The organism is Polyangium sp. 15x6, assembly GCF_029960785.1.
In the GTDB taxonomy this organism is placed as follows: Bacteria; Myxococcota_A; Polyangia; order Polyangiales; family Polyangiaceae; genus Polyangium.
In genome coordinates this window covers 16,426-32,717 of the sequence record NZ_JASBQE010000123.1, presented here as the reverse complement: position 1 = coordinate 32,717, position 16,292 = coordinate 16,426, and the positions used below count along the sequence as shown (strand labels likewise).

The 16,292-nt window shown below is 70.1% G+C and carries 12 protein-coding genes and 1 pseudogene; 9 read left to right on the top strand and 4 right to left on the bottom strand.

What is annotated here, in order from left to right:
• Together QHF83_RS46680 and QHF83_RS46675 are read right to left on the bottom strand one after the other, a co-directional pair.
• A pseudogene (locus tag QHF83_RS46680) lies at positions 1-681 on the bottom strand (hypothetical protein); the annotation flags it as partial.
• A gap of 4 nt (positions 682-685) precedes the next feature.
• Positions 686-1,447 carry a hypothetical protein gene (locus tag QHF83_RS46675; RefSeq protein WP_282424619.1) on the bottom strand — a complete coding sequence of 254 codons (762 nt, stop codon included), beginning with the start codon at positions 1,445-1,447 and terminating at the stop codon, positions 686-688.
• A gap of 96 nt (positions 1,448-1,543) precedes the next feature.
• Here QHF83_RS46675 and QHF83_RS46670 point away from each other — a divergent pair, with 96 nt between their 5' ends.
• The 6 genes from QHF83_RS46670 to QHF83_RS46645 all read left to right on the top strand — a co-directional run bounded on the left by QHF83_RS46670 (position 1,544) and on the right by QHF83_RS46645 (position 8,883).
• Positions 1,544-3,055, top strand: a complete 1,512-nt coding sequence (locus QHF83_RS46670) for a prolipoprotein diacylglyceryl transferase family protein (protein ID WP_282424618.1) — start codon at positions 1,544-1,546, stop codon at positions 3,053-3,055.
• 3 nt (positions 3,056-3,058) lie between these two features.
• Positions 3,059-3,721, top strand: coding sequence for a bifunctional phosphoribosyl-AMP cyclohydrolase/phosphoribosyl-ATP diphosphatase HisIE (gene hisIE, locus QHF83_RS46665; RefSeq protein WP_282424617.1), 663 nt, complete (start codon positions 3,059-3,061; stop codon positions 3,719-3,721).
• 65 nt (positions 3,722-3,786) lie between these two features.
• Entirely contained in the window at positions 3,787-4,683 is an 897-nt protein-coding gene (locus QHF83_RS46660) for a hypothetical protein (RefSeq protein WP_282424616.1), read from the top strand.
• Positions 4,684-4,728: 45 nt separating this feature from the next.
• Positions 4,729-6,669, top strand: coding sequence for a hypothetical protein (locus QHF83_RS46655; protein WP_282424615.1), 1,941 nt, complete (start codon positions 4,729-4,731; stop codon positions 6,667-6,669).
• Between the two features lie 40 nt (positions 6,670-6,709).
• Positions 6,710-8,203 (top strand): BamA/TamA family outer membrane protein, encoded by a 1,494-nt coding sequence (locus QHF83_RS46650; RefSeq protein ID WP_282424614.1) that lies wholly within the window; start codon positions 6,710-6,712, stop codon positions 8,201-8,203.
• Entirely contained in the window at positions 8,200-8,883 is a 684-nt protein-coding gene (locus QHF83_RS46645) for a hypothetical protein (protein ID WP_282424613.1), read from the top strand. Before QHF83_RS46650 ends, QHF83_RS46645 begins: the two co-directional genes overlap by 4 nt.
• A 7-nt stretch (positions 8,884-8,890) precedes the next feature.
• On the opposite strand, the gene QHF83_RS46640 is transcribed toward QHF83_RS46645, so the two are convergent.
• Positions 8,891-11,134 carry a sigma-70 family RNA polymerase sigma factor gene (locus tag QHF83_RS46640; RefSeq protein ID WP_282424621.1) on the bottom strand — a complete coding sequence of 748 codons (2,244 nt, stop codon included), beginning with the start codon at positions 11,132-11,134 and terminating at the stop codon, positions 8,891-8,893.
• Positions 11,135-11,337: 203 nt separating this feature from the next.
• On the opposite strand from QHF83_RS46640, the gene QHF83_RS46635 reads away from it, so the two are divergent.
• From QHF83_RS46635 to QHF83_RS46625, 3 genes are all read left to right on the top strand, one after another.
• On the top strand, positions 11,338-11,943 hold the full coding sequence (locus QHF83_RS46635; RefSeq protein ID WP_282424612.1) for an NAD(P)-dependent oxidoreductase: 606 nt from the start codon (positions 11,338-11,340) through the stop codon (positions 11,941-11,943).
• A 124-nt stretch (positions 11,944-12,067) separates the two neighbouring features.
• Positions 12,068-13,333: a PEGA domain-containing protein gene (locus QHF83_RS46630; protein WP_282424611.1), complete on the top strand. Its 1,266-nt coding sequence runs from the start codon at positions 12,068-12,070 to the stop codon at positions 13,331-13,333.
• Positions 13,334-13,344: 11 nt separating this feature from the next.
• A complete protein-coding gene (locus tag QHF83_RS46625) occupies positions 13,345-14,322 on the top strand; it encodes a hypothetical protein (RefSeq protein ID WP_282424610.1) in 978 nt (325 codons plus the stop codon).
• A gap of 63 nt (positions 14,323-14,385) precedes the next feature.
• On the opposite strand, the gene hflX is transcribed toward QHF83_RS46625, so the two are convergent.
• Positions 14,386-16,212: a GTPase HflX gene (gene hflX, locus QHF83_RS46620; RefSeq protein WP_282424609.1), complete on the bottom strand. Its 1,827-nt coding sequence runs from the start codon at positions 16,210-16,212 to the stop codon at positions 14,386-14,388.
• Between the last annotated feature and the right edge of the window lie 80 nt (positions 16,213-16,292).

Below are 16,292 nucleotides of genomic sequence, written 5' to 3'. Positions count from 1 at the left end.
AGGTGGTTTTCCGATCGCGGGCGGCGGCGGCGGCGCGGAGATCCGTCCCGGATTCGAAGGCGCAGGAGGCGGCGCAGCCGGCTTCGGGGCCGCGGGCGGCGGCGGCGGGGCCGCGTGCCTCGGGGGCGGCGGCGGTGGAGGCGCGGCCTTGGCCGGCGGCGGCTCCGCGGTCGTGAATTCGAGCGCGTCGTCGGCGAGCTCCTCGTCGGCGAAATCCTCGACGTCATCGGCGAGGAGATCCTCGTCGGCGAGCGTTTCTTCGTCGATCGTGAGCGCTTGCTTGCGGATGCGGGCGCGGCGCTCTTCCTGCGCGGCGGCGAGCTTCGCGTACTTCTCTTTTTGCTTCTTGCCGAGGATCGTCAGCGCGTCCTTCGCGCCGAAGCGCGCGGCCGCGCGGAGCACGTCGCGCTGGTAGGTGCCGTTCTCGATCTCGCGCGCGACCCGGCTCCAGTACTGCTGGAACGTGTTGTAGCGCTGGATCAGCGTCTGGAACTTGAAGCGCAGCGCCGTGTTCCGGATCTGCTCGCGGCGCAGGAGCATGATGCGCCGCTCGAGCTCCTTGCGCGGGACCAGCGGCTCGAGCTTCTCGATGCCGAGGAAGTACTGCTCGTAGAGCGCTCGCAGCCGTTCGATCCGGCTGTCGAGATCCTCCAGGGCGCGGTCGACCTCGGCGTGTTCCATGCGGTCAGAGCGGCGTGACCTTCAGGTTGTCGAAGCAGACCTGGACTTCCCAGTCGTTGAAGCCGAAATGCTCGTGCCCAGGGCCCGCGAGCGGCTCGGGATCGGTGAGCGTGAAGTACTCGACCCCGTTGATGGACCAAACGATCGTCTTTCCGTCCGCGCGCTCGACGCGGAATCGATAGGCCTGGCCTACGGAGACGGGGCGCTCGCGCTCGTCGTCGCTCTTCGGATCGACGTCGATCTCCAGCCGATCGTCGCCGTGCTCGTCGAGGCGCGCGAGGACGTGCTTGGAGTTGCGCCAGCCGCCGAAGATCGCGATGTAGCTCGTGGCGTTCGTGTAGGACGTGCTCGTCGCGCCGCTCTGCCCGTCGCCCCAGAGCTCGACCTTGAGGTCGCCGATCGCGTTCTCGGCGTAGGCGTCGAACTCGATGCGCGCGTTCACGGGCAGCCGGCGGCGGAGCCAGACGCCGCGGTTTCGCGCGTTCTTGCCGCAGAGGCGGCCGTTTTCGATGCGCCAGCCGGGCGAGAGCGCGTTCCAGTCCTCACCGAGCGCGGCGCGGTCGAAGGTGTCCTCGAAGGGCGCGAGGATCGGGGGGCCGGGCGGGACCAGGGGGGCGGTCGGGGCCGTGATTTGGGGGCGCTGCGCCGCCGGGCGGGCGGGCTGCGCGGGGCCGGCGTCTGCCGTGGGCGGTCCCTCGGGCACACACGAAACGAGCGTGAGCGAGAGGAGAGCGCACGCGCCGATCGTGGTCGCTCGTCTGAGCACATCGGCATCGTAGCAGCAGGTGCCCCTCGACCAAAAGGGCCGCGATCACCGGCGACGCTTGCCCGGCCCTTGGGGCAAGCGTAAGGAAGGGCGGCCATGCATCCGATCCTGTTCCGCGTGCCGCTCCCGCGCACGACGCTGCCGCTGCTCTGGGTCCTCTGCGCGCTCGCAGGGATCGCGGCCATCGTCGCGATCTACCAGTTCGTGACGAAGAACAGGTCCTTCGCGATCGGCGCCACCGTCGCCACCGCGGCCCTCGGCGCCGCGGCGTTCGTGTTCCGCGCGAGCACGGTGCCGATCGGCCCGCTGCCCATCTACAGCTACGGCGTGATGCTCGGCCTGTCGCTCGTCGTGGGCTGGTATCTGACGCTCGGACTCGCGGAGCGAGATGGCCTGCCGAAGGAGCTGATGGCGAACAACTACGTGGTCACGGCCGTGGCCGCGGTGGTGGGCTCGCGCGTCCTGTACATCGTTACGAACCTGAACGAGTTCGAATCGTTCAGCGCGATGCTCGACGTGCGCAAGGGCGGGCTCGTTGCGTACGGCGGCTTCCTCGGCGGGTTCGTCGGATCGCTGGTGTTCCTGCGGCGGCACGGGATCCCGCTCCTTCCGTGGGCGGACGTGGCGGTGCCGAGCCTGGCCTCGGGCCTGATGATCACGCGCGTCGGCTGCTACCTCTTCGGCTGTGATTTCGGCCAGCCGCTCGAGAAGACGGCGCCCGCGTGGCTGCAGAAGCTCGGCACGTTCCCGCGCTGGGATCCCTCGCTGATCGAGACGCCGAGCGGCGCGCCGGGCGGCTCGCCGGCGTGGATCCAGCACGTGAAGAAGCACCTCATCGAGGACGACGCGACGGCCTCGCTCCCGGTGCACCCGACGCAGATCTACGAGTCGCTCGTGGGCGTGACGCTGCTCGTGCTCCTGCTCGTCTCGCGGCGGTACCAGAAGTTTCGGGGTCAAATCTTTTTGATCTTCACGTTCGCCTACGGCGTCGGCCGCTTCCTGCTGGAGATGCTGCGCGCGGACGACGAGCGCGGCTGGATCCCGCCGTCGCTGCCCGAGCACATCCTGCTGCCGCTCGCGCTCGTGCTCTTCGGGGTCGGCTACGTGGTCGGCATCTCGAAGATGGTCGAGAACCCCACGATGCGGCGCCTGTCGCAGATCCTCGCGTTCGTCCCGGCCGTGGTGCTGTTCCTCGCGCTGCGGCCCGAGTCGTTCGGGACCTCGGCGACGATCCAGCTCTCGACGTCGCAAGCCGTGGCGCTCAGCACGGGCGTCGCGGCGGCGTTCGCGTTCTCCGTGTATCACCAGGCCGCGATCGCTCACCCCGAAGCGGCGATGGCGATCCCGCTGCCGACCGTGGTCGACGACGAGGCGGAGGAGAAGAAGGCCGAGAGCAACGTCGCCGACGAGGACGAGGACGAGGACGACGAGCCCGCCGCGGCGAAGAAGGACGCGTCGGCGGATGCGGACGAAGACGAAGCCGAAGCGCCGCGCGAGGTGAAGAAGAAGCCCGCGACGAAGGCGCAGAAGGCCGTCGCGGCGAAGAAAAACAAGAAGCCGGTGGAGGAAGAGCGGACGAGCGAGCCGCCTCCGTCCGAGGAGAGCTGACGCGTGGAGCTCGCCTGGGGCGAGGCGGGGCTCTTGCCCGCGATCGTGCAGGACAGGCTGACGGGTCAGGTGCGCATGCTCGCGTACATGAACCGCGCGTCGCTGGAACGAACGATCGAGACAGGGCGAGCGACGTTCTTCAGCCGGTCCCGAGGCGCGCTCTGGGAGAAGGGCGAGACGAGCGGGAACACGCTCGCCGTCGCAGCGATCGTCGCGGATTGCGATGCCGATGCGCTGCTCCTGCTCGTCGATCCCGTCGGGCCGACGTGCCACACGGGCAAACCCGCGTGTTTCTTCCGTCGCGTGGACGAGGCCGGGATCGCCGCGGAGTCCGGCGTGGATGCGGCCGCGTTCCTCGAGGTGCTGGAGCGAGAGATCGAGGCGCGACGCGCATCGAGCGCGGAGAAGAGCTACACGCGCTCGCTGCTCGACGGAGGTCCGGCGAAGATCGGCGCGAAGATCCGCGAGGAAGCGGACGAGCTCGTCCGCGCGCTCGAAGGCGAAGACGAACCACGCGTCGCCAGCGAGGCCGCGGATCTCGTGTACCACGTGCTCGTGGGGCTCGCGTCGCGCGGCGTGCCGCTGCGCGACGTGGTGCGTGTGCTCGCTGCGCGCGCAGGGACGAGCGGGCACGAGGAAAAAGCGAAACGAATCGAGCCTCGCTGACACACGCGCCGAGGTGATCGGGCGCGCTTCGGTCGAGGGTGCTCCTCTGGTACTGTCGGTCGACGATGACCGGCGTTCGGCGCGCGGGGGCGCCGCAATCCCCCTTCCGCGAACCACCGAAGCTGGAGCTCGGCCCGCTGTCGGTCGGGCTGCATCAGGCCGCGTCACGCGCGATGAAGCGTCTGCCGAGCGGGGGGCGCCTCGTGCGGCAAGGGCCGACGCGGCGCATCGCGCACACGCAAGGCGCGCTCGGATGCACGGGGCTCGTGCTCGCCGCGAGCGCCGCGTTCGTCGCCCTGACGACGGGGTGGGTGCCGCAATCCCACGCCGAGGTCGCGATGGTGATGGTCACGGTGGTCGTGGCCGGCGCGTGCCTCGCGGCCGTGCTGCTCGCGCTCGATCGCGCGCGGCCTCTGCCCACGTGCGAGGCGGAGCCCGTCGGACACGCGGCGCGGCTCGTGGCGCAAAGGCTCTCGCGGCTCGCGACGTGCGCAGCCGAGGACGCGGCGCGCTTCGGCCCGAGGCGGATCAATGCGCTGCGGCGCGCGCTCTCGGCGGCCGCGGATCCCGCGCTCGCGACGTGGATCCCGGACGACGTGCGCGGTCGCGCCGAGCTCTTGCTCGCGCGGGCGATCGTGGCGCAGGCGCGTCCCGGATGGACGCGTGACGCGGCCGTGCGCGCCGAGGTGCGGAGGCTCCTCGTGCGGGCGGTGGAGCACCTCGACGAGCCCGCCGTGGCCGAGGCGGATCTCGTGCGGCTCGACGCGGCGCCGCTCCCGCCGGCGGAGGAGGCGGCCGGCGCGCGCGGCCGGGAGCCGCTCCGGAGGCGATTGCGGCAGCGATTCGCGAGTGATCCGCGCGCCGACGCGGACGAGCACGCGGCCGAGGAAGAGGCCCTGAGCGAAGAGATGCACCCCCGAGCGAGGCGACGGAGGGAACGGCGGGCCGACGTGTTACCCTGAGCCGGCGTTTTCGCGTCGCCTTCCTTCTGCCGGCAAAGGTGCACGATGAAGCAGAACCGCTTGCGCTCGTTCGGCCTCGGGCTCTCGTTCCTCGCAGCCGCCTCGGTCATTCCGCTGGCCTGCTCGCCCGACTCCGGGATCAAGCCCGGTGGATGGAACGTGAGCGGGAGCGGCGGCGGCATGTCGTCGTCCTCCGGCGCCGCGGGCGCGGGCGGCGACGGAGGCTCGCTCTTCATCGACTCCGGCGGGACCTGCGGCGATCCGACGGACAAGGACAAGGACCTCATCGCCGACTTCCTCGAGCTCGGCCCGGACAAGGACACGGACGGCGACGGCACGCCCGACGCGCTCGACAACGACAGCGACGGCGACGGCGTGCTCGACGCGGACGAAGCCGCGAACCCGTTCCTGTTGAACGACGAGCCGGGACAAACCCGCGACGATGCCTGCGATCCGCTCGCGGATTCGGACGGCGACGGAGATCCCGACGTGCGGGATCTCGACAGCGACAACGACGGCGTGTCGGACACGCAGGAGACGACGTACGACGCGGACGGCGCCAAGGGCTGCCGCGTGCGCGTCGACTGCGACGAGGACGGCGTCATCGATCTCGTCGAGCTCGCGGCCGGATCGAGCCCGACGGAGAAGGGCTCCGTGCCCGCGGACGCAGGGCTCTACTTCGTCCTGCCGTACCAGGGCGGCGAGCAGACGAAAGATTTTACGTTTTCCACCGGCGTCGCGAAGGCGGACATCTACTTCCTGATCGACACGACGGCGTCGATGCAGCCCGCGATCGACAACCTGAAGGCGTCGATCGACACGGAGATCATCCCGACGCTCCTGAACGGCGATCCCGCAGCGAGCCCGCCCATCCCGGCGATCGGCGACGCGTGGATCGGCGTGGGCGAGGTGCGCGACGTGCCGTGGCTGCCGTACGGGCAGGATGGGGACGCGCTCTATCGGTATCGATTCCAGGTTGGTGCTCAAACGATCTCCGGGGACCTCGCGCCGCCGGCGTTCGACGGGCAGAAGTACACGGCGCCGGTCGCGACGAAGCAGATCCTCGGCACGCTCACGGCCGGCGGCGGCGGCGACGCGCCCGAGGGGACGTCGCAGGCGCTCTGGCTCGCCGCGACGAACCCGAACAACTACGCGCTCACGATCGGCGGGATCTGGAACTATCCGCAGCACGCCTGTCCGCTCGCCGGCAGCATCGGCGCGCCGTGCTTCCGGCCCGAGTCGCTGCCGATCTTCGTGCTCATCACGGACGCCGCGTTCCACAACGGGCCGAACGTCACGCACCAGTACGACGGTGCCAAGGTCGGCGGGACGGTGAAGACGTACGCCGACGCGGTGACCGCGCTGAACAACATCAACGCGAAGGTCGTCGGCGTACCCGTCGCGACGGGCAGTCCGGGCGCGGCGCGCGCGGATCTCACGGACCTCGCCACGCAGACGGGCAGCCTCTATCACGACCCCGCGTTTGGCGGGAAAGACTACCCGCTCGTGCCGAAGACGGACGTCGGCAGCGGCTCGGTGTCGCAGGAGGTCGTGCGGCTCCTCGGACGGCTCGCGGACGCAGGCCTGCACGACGTGACCACCGCGCACGAGAACTACGCGTGCGACGGCGGCGTCGACTGCACGGGCGACGGCGTGCCGGACCTCGCGTACCAGAACCCGCCCGTCGATCAGGGGATGATGCCGTTCGACGCGAGCACGCTCATCACGAAGATCGAGACGCTCGAGAGCGCGGCCACGCCCCTGCCCTACGCGAGCCGCTCGGACACCACGTTCTACGGCCTGCAGGGCGACGCGCCCGTGAGCTTCCGCGTGCACGCCGTGAACAACACGATCAAGCCCGCGACCTTGCTCGTGATGCGCGCCTTGATCCGCGTGCGTACGCCCGACGGACAGGTCCTCGGCGGCAAGAACGGGATCAAGCTCGTGTACTTCGTCATCCCGCAGTACATCCCCAAGGTGAAGTGAGCGCACGACGAGCGATGTCGCGGGGCAGCGGACGAAACACGTGATCGGCGCGCGCTCGCTCGTCAGGCTCTCCGCCCTCGCCGCCCTGGCGATGCCGGCCGTCGCCTCGGCCGCCGATCCGCCATCGCCGAGCGCGACCGCGCCACCCGAGGCGCCGCAGCGAGCCCGCATTCGCTACACGCTCGAAGGAATCGAGCTGCGCGGCAACGTCCGCACCGCGGGGCGCGTGGTGCTCCGGTACGTGAAGTTTCGCGCGGGGGATCTGCTCGACGTCGACGACCCGGAGCTCGAGCTCACGCGCTATCGGCTCCTCGGGACGGGTTTTTTCGCGCAGGTGGATCTCAGCCTGCGCAAGGGCTCGCGGCGCGGCGCGGCCGTGCTGATCATCGAGGTCGTCGAGCGCAACACGCTCGTCGTGCAGAACCTCTGGGCCGGCGTCGCCGCGGACGAGGACACGGCCGGGAACGCTCGCCCGCTCTCGGCCTTCCTCGGCGTGCAGGTGGCCGAGACGAACCTCGCGGGCACGGGCATCACGCTCGGCGCAGGCGTCGCGCTCGCCGCGGATCAGTACGCGCTGCGCACGAGCTTCGTCGATCCGTCGTTCGTCGGGACGGGCTGGTCCGCCGCGCTGACCGTGCTCTACAACGACGCGCGCGATTTCTTCGGCAACCGCGACGTCCTCTTCGAAGCGCCGCTCATCGCGCAGCGCGAGGTGACGGACTACGCGGTCGTCGCCTACCGCCGCTTCGGCGCCACGATCGGAACGGGCCACGATCTCGGCGTCTCCTCGTCCTTCGCGCTCGACTATCACCTCGAACAGATCGACGCGACCGTGCCCGTCGCGGCCTCGCACATGCGCGGGCTCTCGCGCGAGCCGATCGATTTCTCGATCCGGCCCGGCCGCAGCGTGCTCTCGACCGTGCGCGGCGCGCTCACGTACGACACGCGCGACGCGCCGTTCTTGACCGCGCGCGGCACACTCGCGCAGGCGTCCGTGACGATCGGGATCCCGGGCAGCGATTACAGCTTCCAGAAATTCGAGGCGACACTCAGGCGCTGGTGGCGCCTGCCCTGGCGGCACGTCGTGCGGTTCGATGCGTACGCAGGCGCGATCGCTGGCGACGCGCCCTTCTTCGAGCAGTTCTACGTCGGAGATTTCACCGACCTCTTGCCCGATCGTCTGCTCGCGCTCGCGCCGGATCGAAGGCAGCCGCCGAACCTGCTCGGCACGGACATCATCGAGGTTCGATACGGCGATTTCGCCGCGAAGATCGAGGGCGAGTACCGCATCCCGCTCTACACGGGGCGCGAGTCGGTCTACGGCGTGGATCTCTTCGCGTCGGCGGGGTTCTACTCGGTGGCGACGCGTCGTGAGTTCACGGATCCGCCGACGGGATACCGGGGTTGGTCGCGCCTCCCGGTCGACGTCACGGGCAACATCGGCTTGCGCCTCGACACGAAGCTCGGCGGCGTGACGCTCGCGTTTTCGAACGTGTTCGGGCTCGTCGCCGCGCGCAACGGGGAACGCAAATGACCCGGCGGGCGGCGCTCTTCGCGCTGGCCCTCGCCGCCCTGACCGCCCCGGCAATGACCGCGCGCGCGGAGCCGCCGAAGACCCCGGCGGCGCTGCCGACGAGGAACGCGGTGGTCGCGCTGGAGGGCAAGCAGGCCGTGATCAACGTGCCCTTCCGGGACGTGGTCGACGCCGAAATCGAGAAGAAGCTCTCGAGCGGTTTGCCCACGGTGATCGTGCTCCGCGCGTGGGTGTTCCGCGAGGGCGGCACCGAGCCCGTCGCGCTCACCGCGAAGACGTGCCGCGTCGTCTACGATCTCTGGGACGAGGTGTTTCGGCTGCAGATCACGCAGCCGGGCGGGCTCGTCGACACGGTCGCCGTCAACATCGAGGGCGTGCTGCGCCAGTGCGCCGAGGCCCGAAAGCTCCGCCTGGTCGAGCGATCGCAACTCGACGACAACGTGCGGTACTTCGTCGCCGCGCTCGTCGAGGTGAACCCGATCAGCCAGGAGACGCAGGATCGCATCAAGCGCTGGGTGACACGTCCGAGCGGCTCGGCCGCGATCGGGCCGGGCGACTCGCTCTTCGGATCGTTCGTGGGCCTGTTCGTCGCGCGGATCGGGGATGCGGATCGGAAGCTCACGTTCCGGACGCAGGTGTTTGCCCCGCCGAACCCGCCGCCGCCCGAGAAGAAGCCTTGAAGGGCGCTCAGGCGCAGAGCACTTCGCTCTCGGACTCGGGCTCGGGTTGCATCGCAGGAGGCGGGACCTCGGCGGCCTCGCCGCCTTCACGCGCAATGGCTTCGAACGCGCTGCGGAGCTTCGACTTCGTGCGCGCTTCGAGCTGGCGCACGCGCTCGCGCGAGACGCCGAGGCGGCGGCCGAGATCCGCGAGGCTTACCTCGTCGTCGCCGGAGAGCAGCCGCTCCTCGACGATGATCCGCTCGCGTGAATCGAGCGCCTTCCACACGCGGTCCACCACGCCGCGGACGATCGCGTCGCGCTCCGCGCTCGCCGTGAGGTGCTCCGGATCCGACGACGGATCACGCAGCGTCTCGAGCAGCGTCGGACCGTCGTCGTGGTGCGTCCGCACGTCGAGCGAGGTGTCGCGCGCCGCGACCCGCAGCGACATCGAGCGGATCGTGTCCTCCGTCGTCTGGAACCGGGTCGCGAGCAGCGCGTCGATGGAGGCGTCGCCCTCGCCGAGCTGCATCTCGAGCTTCGCCCGCTCGCGCCGCAGCCGGAAGAACGTCCGCGAGACGAGCGGCCCCGTCCCGCCGCCGACGATGCTCCACTCGCGGAGCAGGTGGTCCACGACATACGCGCGGATCCAGTAGATCGCGTACGTCTTGAAGCGGAGGTTGCGCGACGGCTCGAAGCGGCGGACCGCTTCGAGCAGGCCCAGGTTGCCCTCCTCCACGAGGTCGGCGAGCTGCATGCCATAGCCTCGGTACTGCGAGGCCACCCTCACCACGAACTGCAGGTGGCTCTCGACGAGCGCGTTCGCGGCCGCGTGATCCCCCTCGCGCCGGTAGCGCCGGGCGAGCTCGAGCTCGGTCTCGCGATCGAGCGCCTGGTAGCGCTGGATCGCCGCGCGGTAGGCCCCGAACGGCGACTGCGAAAGGCTCGCGCCGAGGCTCTCCGGGCGCGGCTTGCGCGGCGCCGCTTCAGGGCTCGACGCTTTTGGGGCGAGGTGGCTCCGCGGGCTCGTCTCGGAATCGGCAGGTGGATCCACGGAGGGTGGAGGCTCGGTCGAGCGCTCGCCGCGCGGCGCGCCGAAGACGTGTTCGTGGGGCACGCGCGTGGGAACGGCGCCGTCGAGGTGGAGCAGGGCGCGGTAGATGAAGCCGCGCGTCTTTTTCTTGTGACCACCAAGGATCGGCTGGATCGTGTTCGGGCTCGTCGCGTAGCCGAGCGCCTCGACCTCGCGCGAGAGCTTGATCGCGAGCTTGCGCATCGTCATGCCCGGGTTCTCGGCGACGTGCTTGCGGGCGAGCTCGGCGATGGGCGCGGCCTTCACCCAGGCGAGATCGAGCTCTACGCCGGAGGGCTGTCCGTCCTTCGCGACGGGCGCCTCGATCGCGGCGGGTGACGCTTCTCCGCGCAGGATCGACTCGATCGCCCTCGCCATCGCGTGCCGCACGCGGCGCGCGCGCCCGTCGACGAGCTTCTGCACGTGCGGCAGGCCGATCGCGATGCCTCGCTCGGCGAGCCGCTGCTTGAGCAGGAGCGCGAGCCTGCGGGACGAGGGCTCCTTGTGCTCGATCTTCCAGGCCTTCGCGAGCTCGTGGATCTTTCGCGCGCTCTCGAAGGCCCGGCCCTCCTGCGCGCCGCGGATCTCGCGGGACATCGCCTCGATGCGCGCCTCGGCGTCGGCCGCCGAGGTCACGCCGGCGTGACGCAGGAGCGCGAAGAGCGCGTCCTGGATCTCGCGCCGCACGAGCCGCTGCTTGCCGGCGAGGATGCTCTGGAGCGAGTCGACGTTGAGGCGGATGCCGATCCGCTCGAGCTCCTCGCGCAGGCGGAGGGCGAGCGCGCGCTTCGATCGCTCGGGGTGCAGATAGAGCCAGAGCTGGGCGAGCGGCAGCATGCGCTCGCAGGCGATGTACGTGGGCGTCGTGGCCGCGGACTCGCCCGAAAGCCCGGCCTCGACGAGCGCCTGCTCGATCGCGGTGATCGCGTCCGCGCCTCCCGACTCGGCGATCATGTCGCGCAGTACGCGCGAGACCTCGGGCGGCACCGTCGCGACCGCGCCCGAGAGCTGCCGCTTCAGCGTGCGCAGGTGATAGCGGATGCCGCACCGCGCCAGCCGCTCGCGCAGATCCCGCGCCAAAGACTCGCGCGAGAGGTGCGGATTTCTTTGAAGGTGAAGGGTTGCCGCAGCTCGGAACGCGGCGCCCGGGATCCGTTCGGGCGTCTCTGCCATCGTCGCCGCCGGCATCGTCACGCTCATTTCCACGACCGACCTCCCTGCTCTCGCTCGCGTCAACGCAGTGATCGTTGGCGCATGTAACACTAGACAAACGTCAACATGTTACGACGACATTGTACAAAGATTGATGAATTTTGGGGGCGGGTGTCAAGCCACAATTTGTATAACATTATCAAACATTGTACAAAGACTATACACATGAAGACCTGTGGTACACGGGATCCGTGCGGTACTTGCCGATCGAGCTGGATGTGCAGGGGCGCGAGGCCCTCGTGATCGGGGCGAGCGCGGAGGTCGTGCCCAAGGTGGAACGGCTGCTCGCGGCGGGAGCGCGGGTCGTGGTCGTCGCGCCGGGGGAGGTCGATCCGGCGATCGAGGCGATGGCCGCCGAGGGGCGGATCGACCTCGAGCGGAGGGAGCCTTTGGCGGACGACGCCTCTGGCAAGGCGATCGTCTTCGTGGCGACCACGGAAGACGGCCGCGCCGCGCCGTTTCACGCCCGCGGGCTCGCGGAGGGGGGGCTCGTGTGCACGCTCGACAGGCCCGAGCTGTCGACCTTCGTGAACCCGGCCGTCGCGCGGGCCGCGGGCCTGACGATGACGTTCGCGACCGGCGGCACGAGCCCGGGGGCGGTGCGGCGCATCCGCGAGGACCTGGAGGCGCTGTTCGGTGATCCGCGGTTCGCGCGGTTTCTGGAGGGGCTCGCCGACCTCCGGGCCCGGCTGCCGCGGGGAGAACGCGCGGTCCGGATGGCCGAGGCCGTGGAGGGGTTTGCCGTGGAGGCGAAGCTTCGTTTTCCCGCGTGGGTCGAGCGGGGCGAGGTGCCCTGAGGCGCGCCGGGTGGGGGAGCCGCGCGGAAGCGCGCTGCTCAAACCTCTTGTGTCGCGCGCGCCGCGCGAGTTAATTCAGCGAAACTCAGAGAGTCGAGCAGAGACGAGTGAGGAGGGCTTAGATATGCGATCGAGTTCGGGCCGGCTGACGTCGTTGCACACGGCAGCAGTGCTCACGAGTCTGTTGGCGCTCACGGCGTCTCCGGCCGCGTACGCGCAGGCGAAGGCCCCTGCCGCCGCGCCCGCCGCCCCCGCCGCAGACAAGAAGCCTGCGGCGGCGCCGGCCAAGAAGGACGACAAGGCCGCCGCGCCCGCGGCGCCCGCGAAGGACGACAAGGCCGCCGCCGCGCCCGCGAAGAAGGACGACAAGGCCGCCGCCGCGCCCGCGAAGAAGGACGACAAGGCCGCCGCCGCGCCCACGAAGCCGGCGAAGCCTCTCACCGACAAGCAGAAGAAGGACCTCGCGACGAAGTCCATGAAGGACGGCGACGCCGCCTTCGAGAAGGGCGAGTACCAGGTCGCGCTCGACGCTTACAAGCTCGCCGACGATACGCTCCCGGGCCTCAACGCGAAGTTCAAGGTCGCGGTCACGCTCGAGAAGCTCAACAAGGTGCAGGAGGCCGTCGCGGCCTACCAGGGCTTCCTCGCGGCGATCGACGAGCAGGCCGCCGACAAGAAGAAGAAGTTCGATCCCAAGAAGTGGGAGGATCGCGTCAACGAGGCGAAGGCCAAGATCGAGGCGCTCAAGAAGACGCCCGCCACGGTCAAGATCGCCACGACGCCGGAGACGGCCCCCGGCCTCCTGGTCGCGGTCGACGGCAAGGAGCCCGCGCCCGCCGGCGAGCTGAAGCTCGAGCCCGGCAAGCACACGCTCGTGTATTCGGCGAAGGGCTTCATCACCTCGCAGCCGCAAGAGGTCGAGGTCACCTTCGGCGAGACGAAGGAGCTGTCGGCGCCGAAGCTCGAAGCCGAGCCGCCTCCGCCGCCTCCGCCGCCTCCGCCGCCTCCGCCGCCTCCGCCGCCTCCGCCGGAGCCGGTGGCTCCGCCGCCCGCGCCGAAGTCGTACGTCCCCGCGTACGTGACGCTCGGCCTCGCGGGCGTGGGCGCCGTCGTCGGCACGATCTTCGGCGTCTCGGCCCTCAGCGCGAAGAGCGACTTCGAGGCGAACCCGACGGTCGACAACGCCGACAGGACCGATCGCAACGCGCTCATCGCGGACATGTCGTTCGCCGTGGCGCTCACGTTCGGCGTGACGGGCGCGGTGCTGCTCTTCGGCGGCGACGACAAGCCCGCGCAGCAGCAGGCGGCGAAGACGAAGCTCTACAAGCCGGTCGTCGCGCCCTTCGTGGGCCCGACGGGCGGCGGCGGCGTCGTGTCGTTCAAGTTCTGATCGGAAGAGCGATGAAGGCACGGAGCACTCGAAGCTGGGCAGCGCTCGTGGTTTGCACGGGCGTTGCCCTCTCCGTCGGCGCGGGCTGCGAGCTCGTCGCGTCGGTCGATCGGGATGCCATCCCGATCGGCAACGGCGGTGCGGGCGGCACCGGCGGCCAAGGCGGCCAAGGTGGCGCTGGCGGCCAAGGCGGCCAAGGCGGCCAAGGCGGCCAAGGCGGCCAAGGTGGCGTGGGTGGCCAAGGCGGCGCGGGTGGCCAAGGTGGCCAAGGCGGCGCGGGTGGAGTCGGTGGCAGCGCCGGCAACTGCGTCGATCCTGCGACCGACTGCCCTCCGGCGTCGGGCCCGTGCGTGAACGCGATCTGCGACGCGAACAAGAACTGCGGCGAAGAGCCGAAGGCGCAAGGCACGCCGTCCTCGAACGAGGTGGCGGGCGATTGCAAGCAGCACACGTGCGACGCCGCAGGCGCCGAGCAGGTAACGGACGACGTCGCGGGAACGGCGTGCGGAGATGCGACGGCGTCCTGCACGAACGGCGTCGCGAACCAGCCCGACACCTGCGACGGCGCCGGCACGTGCCAGGCGAACGACAACGTCGCCTGTGCGCCGTACGTCTGCGGCGCGACGGCCTGCGCCACGACGTGCGCGCAGGACGCGGACTGCGCCGCGGGCAACTACTGCAACGGCACCGCATGCGTGCCGAAGGGCGCGAGCGGCGCGACGTGTTTGTCGTCGAACTCCTGCCAGAGCGGCTTCTGCACGGACGGCGTCTGCTGCAACACGGCGTGCAACGGGACCTGCCTCGCCTGCAACAACGCAGGCTCGGTGGGCACGTGCACGCCGGTCGTGGCGGGCACGGCCGATCCCGCGTGCGGCGCGGGCGAGGCGTGCAGCGACGCGGCGACTTGCCTCAAGGTCGCCGGCACGCCCTGCGGTCTGCCGGACGAGTGCATCTCCAACGTGTGCACGAACGGCGAATGCGCGCCGTGACATGACGAACGCGCGGGGGCCCGGCTCCGACGAACCGGAGCGGATCCCGGCGCGTTTTTCTTTTCAAACCCGCAGCGTCGTCCGCCGATAGCGCTTGCCCGCCGTGAGCTCGGCGAGCGTCGTGAGCGACTCCGGCTCGGCCGGCGCGTCCGCGGCGTCGCCCTCGCTCGCCTGCTCCGACGCTTCGTCCTCGTCCACGTCGTAGGCCGGCACTGTCCTCGCCTGCTCCCAGCGATCCTTCAGTCGATCGGCGATCGTCGCGAGCAGCGCGCGTGTCGTCTCGCGGTTCGTCGCGGACACGAGCACGGCGTTCTTGTTGCCGAAGAGCAGCCTTCGCGCCTCGGCCTTGTCGACGAGGTCGATCTTGTTGAAGACCAGGATCCGCGGGATCGACGAGAGCCCGAGCTCGCCGAGCAGCTCCTCGGTCGTCGCGATGTGCTGGTCGTGGGCCGGGTCGCTCGCGTCGACCACGTGCAGGATGAGGTCCGCGTCGGCGGCCTCCTCGAACGTGGCGCGGAACGCGGCGAACAGGTCCTTCGGCAGCTCGCGGATGAAGCCCACGGTGTCCGTGATGATCACCTCGCGCTCCTCGGGAAAACGGATCCGACGCGAGCGCGTGTCGAGCGTGGCGAAGAGCTTGTTCTCCGCGATCGTGTCCGAGCCCGTGAGCGTGTTGAGGAGCGTGCTCTTGCCCGCGTTCGTGTAGCCGACGATGCTCACGATCGGCACGTCCTTGCGCGCGCGCTTGCGGCGCCGCTGCTCGCGTTGACGCGAGAGCTTCTTGAGCTGCGCCTCGAGAAACGAGACGCGCTCCTTGGCGCGACGGCGCCCGATCTCGAGCTTCGTCTCGCCGGGGCCGCGTCCGCCGATGCCGCCGGTGAGGCGCGAGAGCGAGTCGTCTTTCATCGCGAGGCGCGGCAGGGCGTACTTGAGCTGCGCGAGCTCGACCTGGAGCTTGCCGTCCGCGGACTCGGCGCGCTGCGCGAAGATGTCGAGGATGAGCTGGGTCCGATCGATCACCTTGAGGTCGGCGTGCTTGGAGATCGCCGAGGCCTGCGAGGGCGTGAGGTTGCGATCGAAGACCAGCGTCGCCGCGTCGAGCTCGGCCGCTCGCAGCACGATGTCGTCGAGCTTGCCCTTCCCCACGATGAGGCGCGGGTCGATCTTGTCGCGGAGCTGAATGACGGTGTCGACGACCTCGACGCCCGCGGTGCGCGAGAGCTCGGCGAGCTCGCGCAGGCTGTCCTCCGCCTCCGCGTACGCGCCTTGCTTCGACTTCTCCGCGACGTGCACGAGGATCGCCCGCCCGTCCTTCGCATGCGTGAAGATGCGCGACCTTCGGGCGAACTCGTCTTCGAGCGCGGTGATGAGCTCGCCGAAATGGATGTCGATGCGGCCGATCGGCATCGGCTCCACGCGCCGGTAGGGCAAACCATTTCGCGGATCTTCGCCCTCGGCCACCGGCGACGGCGGCGTGTTGTACGCGAGATCCATCGTCTTCGGCTCGCCCTCGGGCGAGAGCTGGATCGCGGCCACGAGGTCGAGGCGCAGGCGCACGAGGTCGACGATGTCGTCGCGCGTGAGCTGCTCGTTGTAGAGGTGCGTGTGGACGAGGCGGAGCGCGCGGAAGCGGCCCTCGGCGGCGCGCAGGCGGCCGATGTCGGGCAGCATGAGCTTCGTCGCGTCACCGACGATCACGTAGTCGATCTCGCCCGATCGATGCACGAGCGCGCCGACCTGGCGGCCCGTCACGTGCGAGGCCTCGGCGAGGGATTTGACGAGCTCCGGCGTGGCCACGTGATCGAGGGGCACCTTGCGCCGGTAGATACGCTCCAGAAGTCGAACCGCGTGGGGGCTCAGCCCCGTGGTGTTTCCGTAGATCTGTTGCATTCGGACGGTGGTTTGAGGGCCAAGCTCCGCTCGCCGGAGCGCCTCCCCCAAGCATGGCTTCGTGCCTCCCTTTCATAACG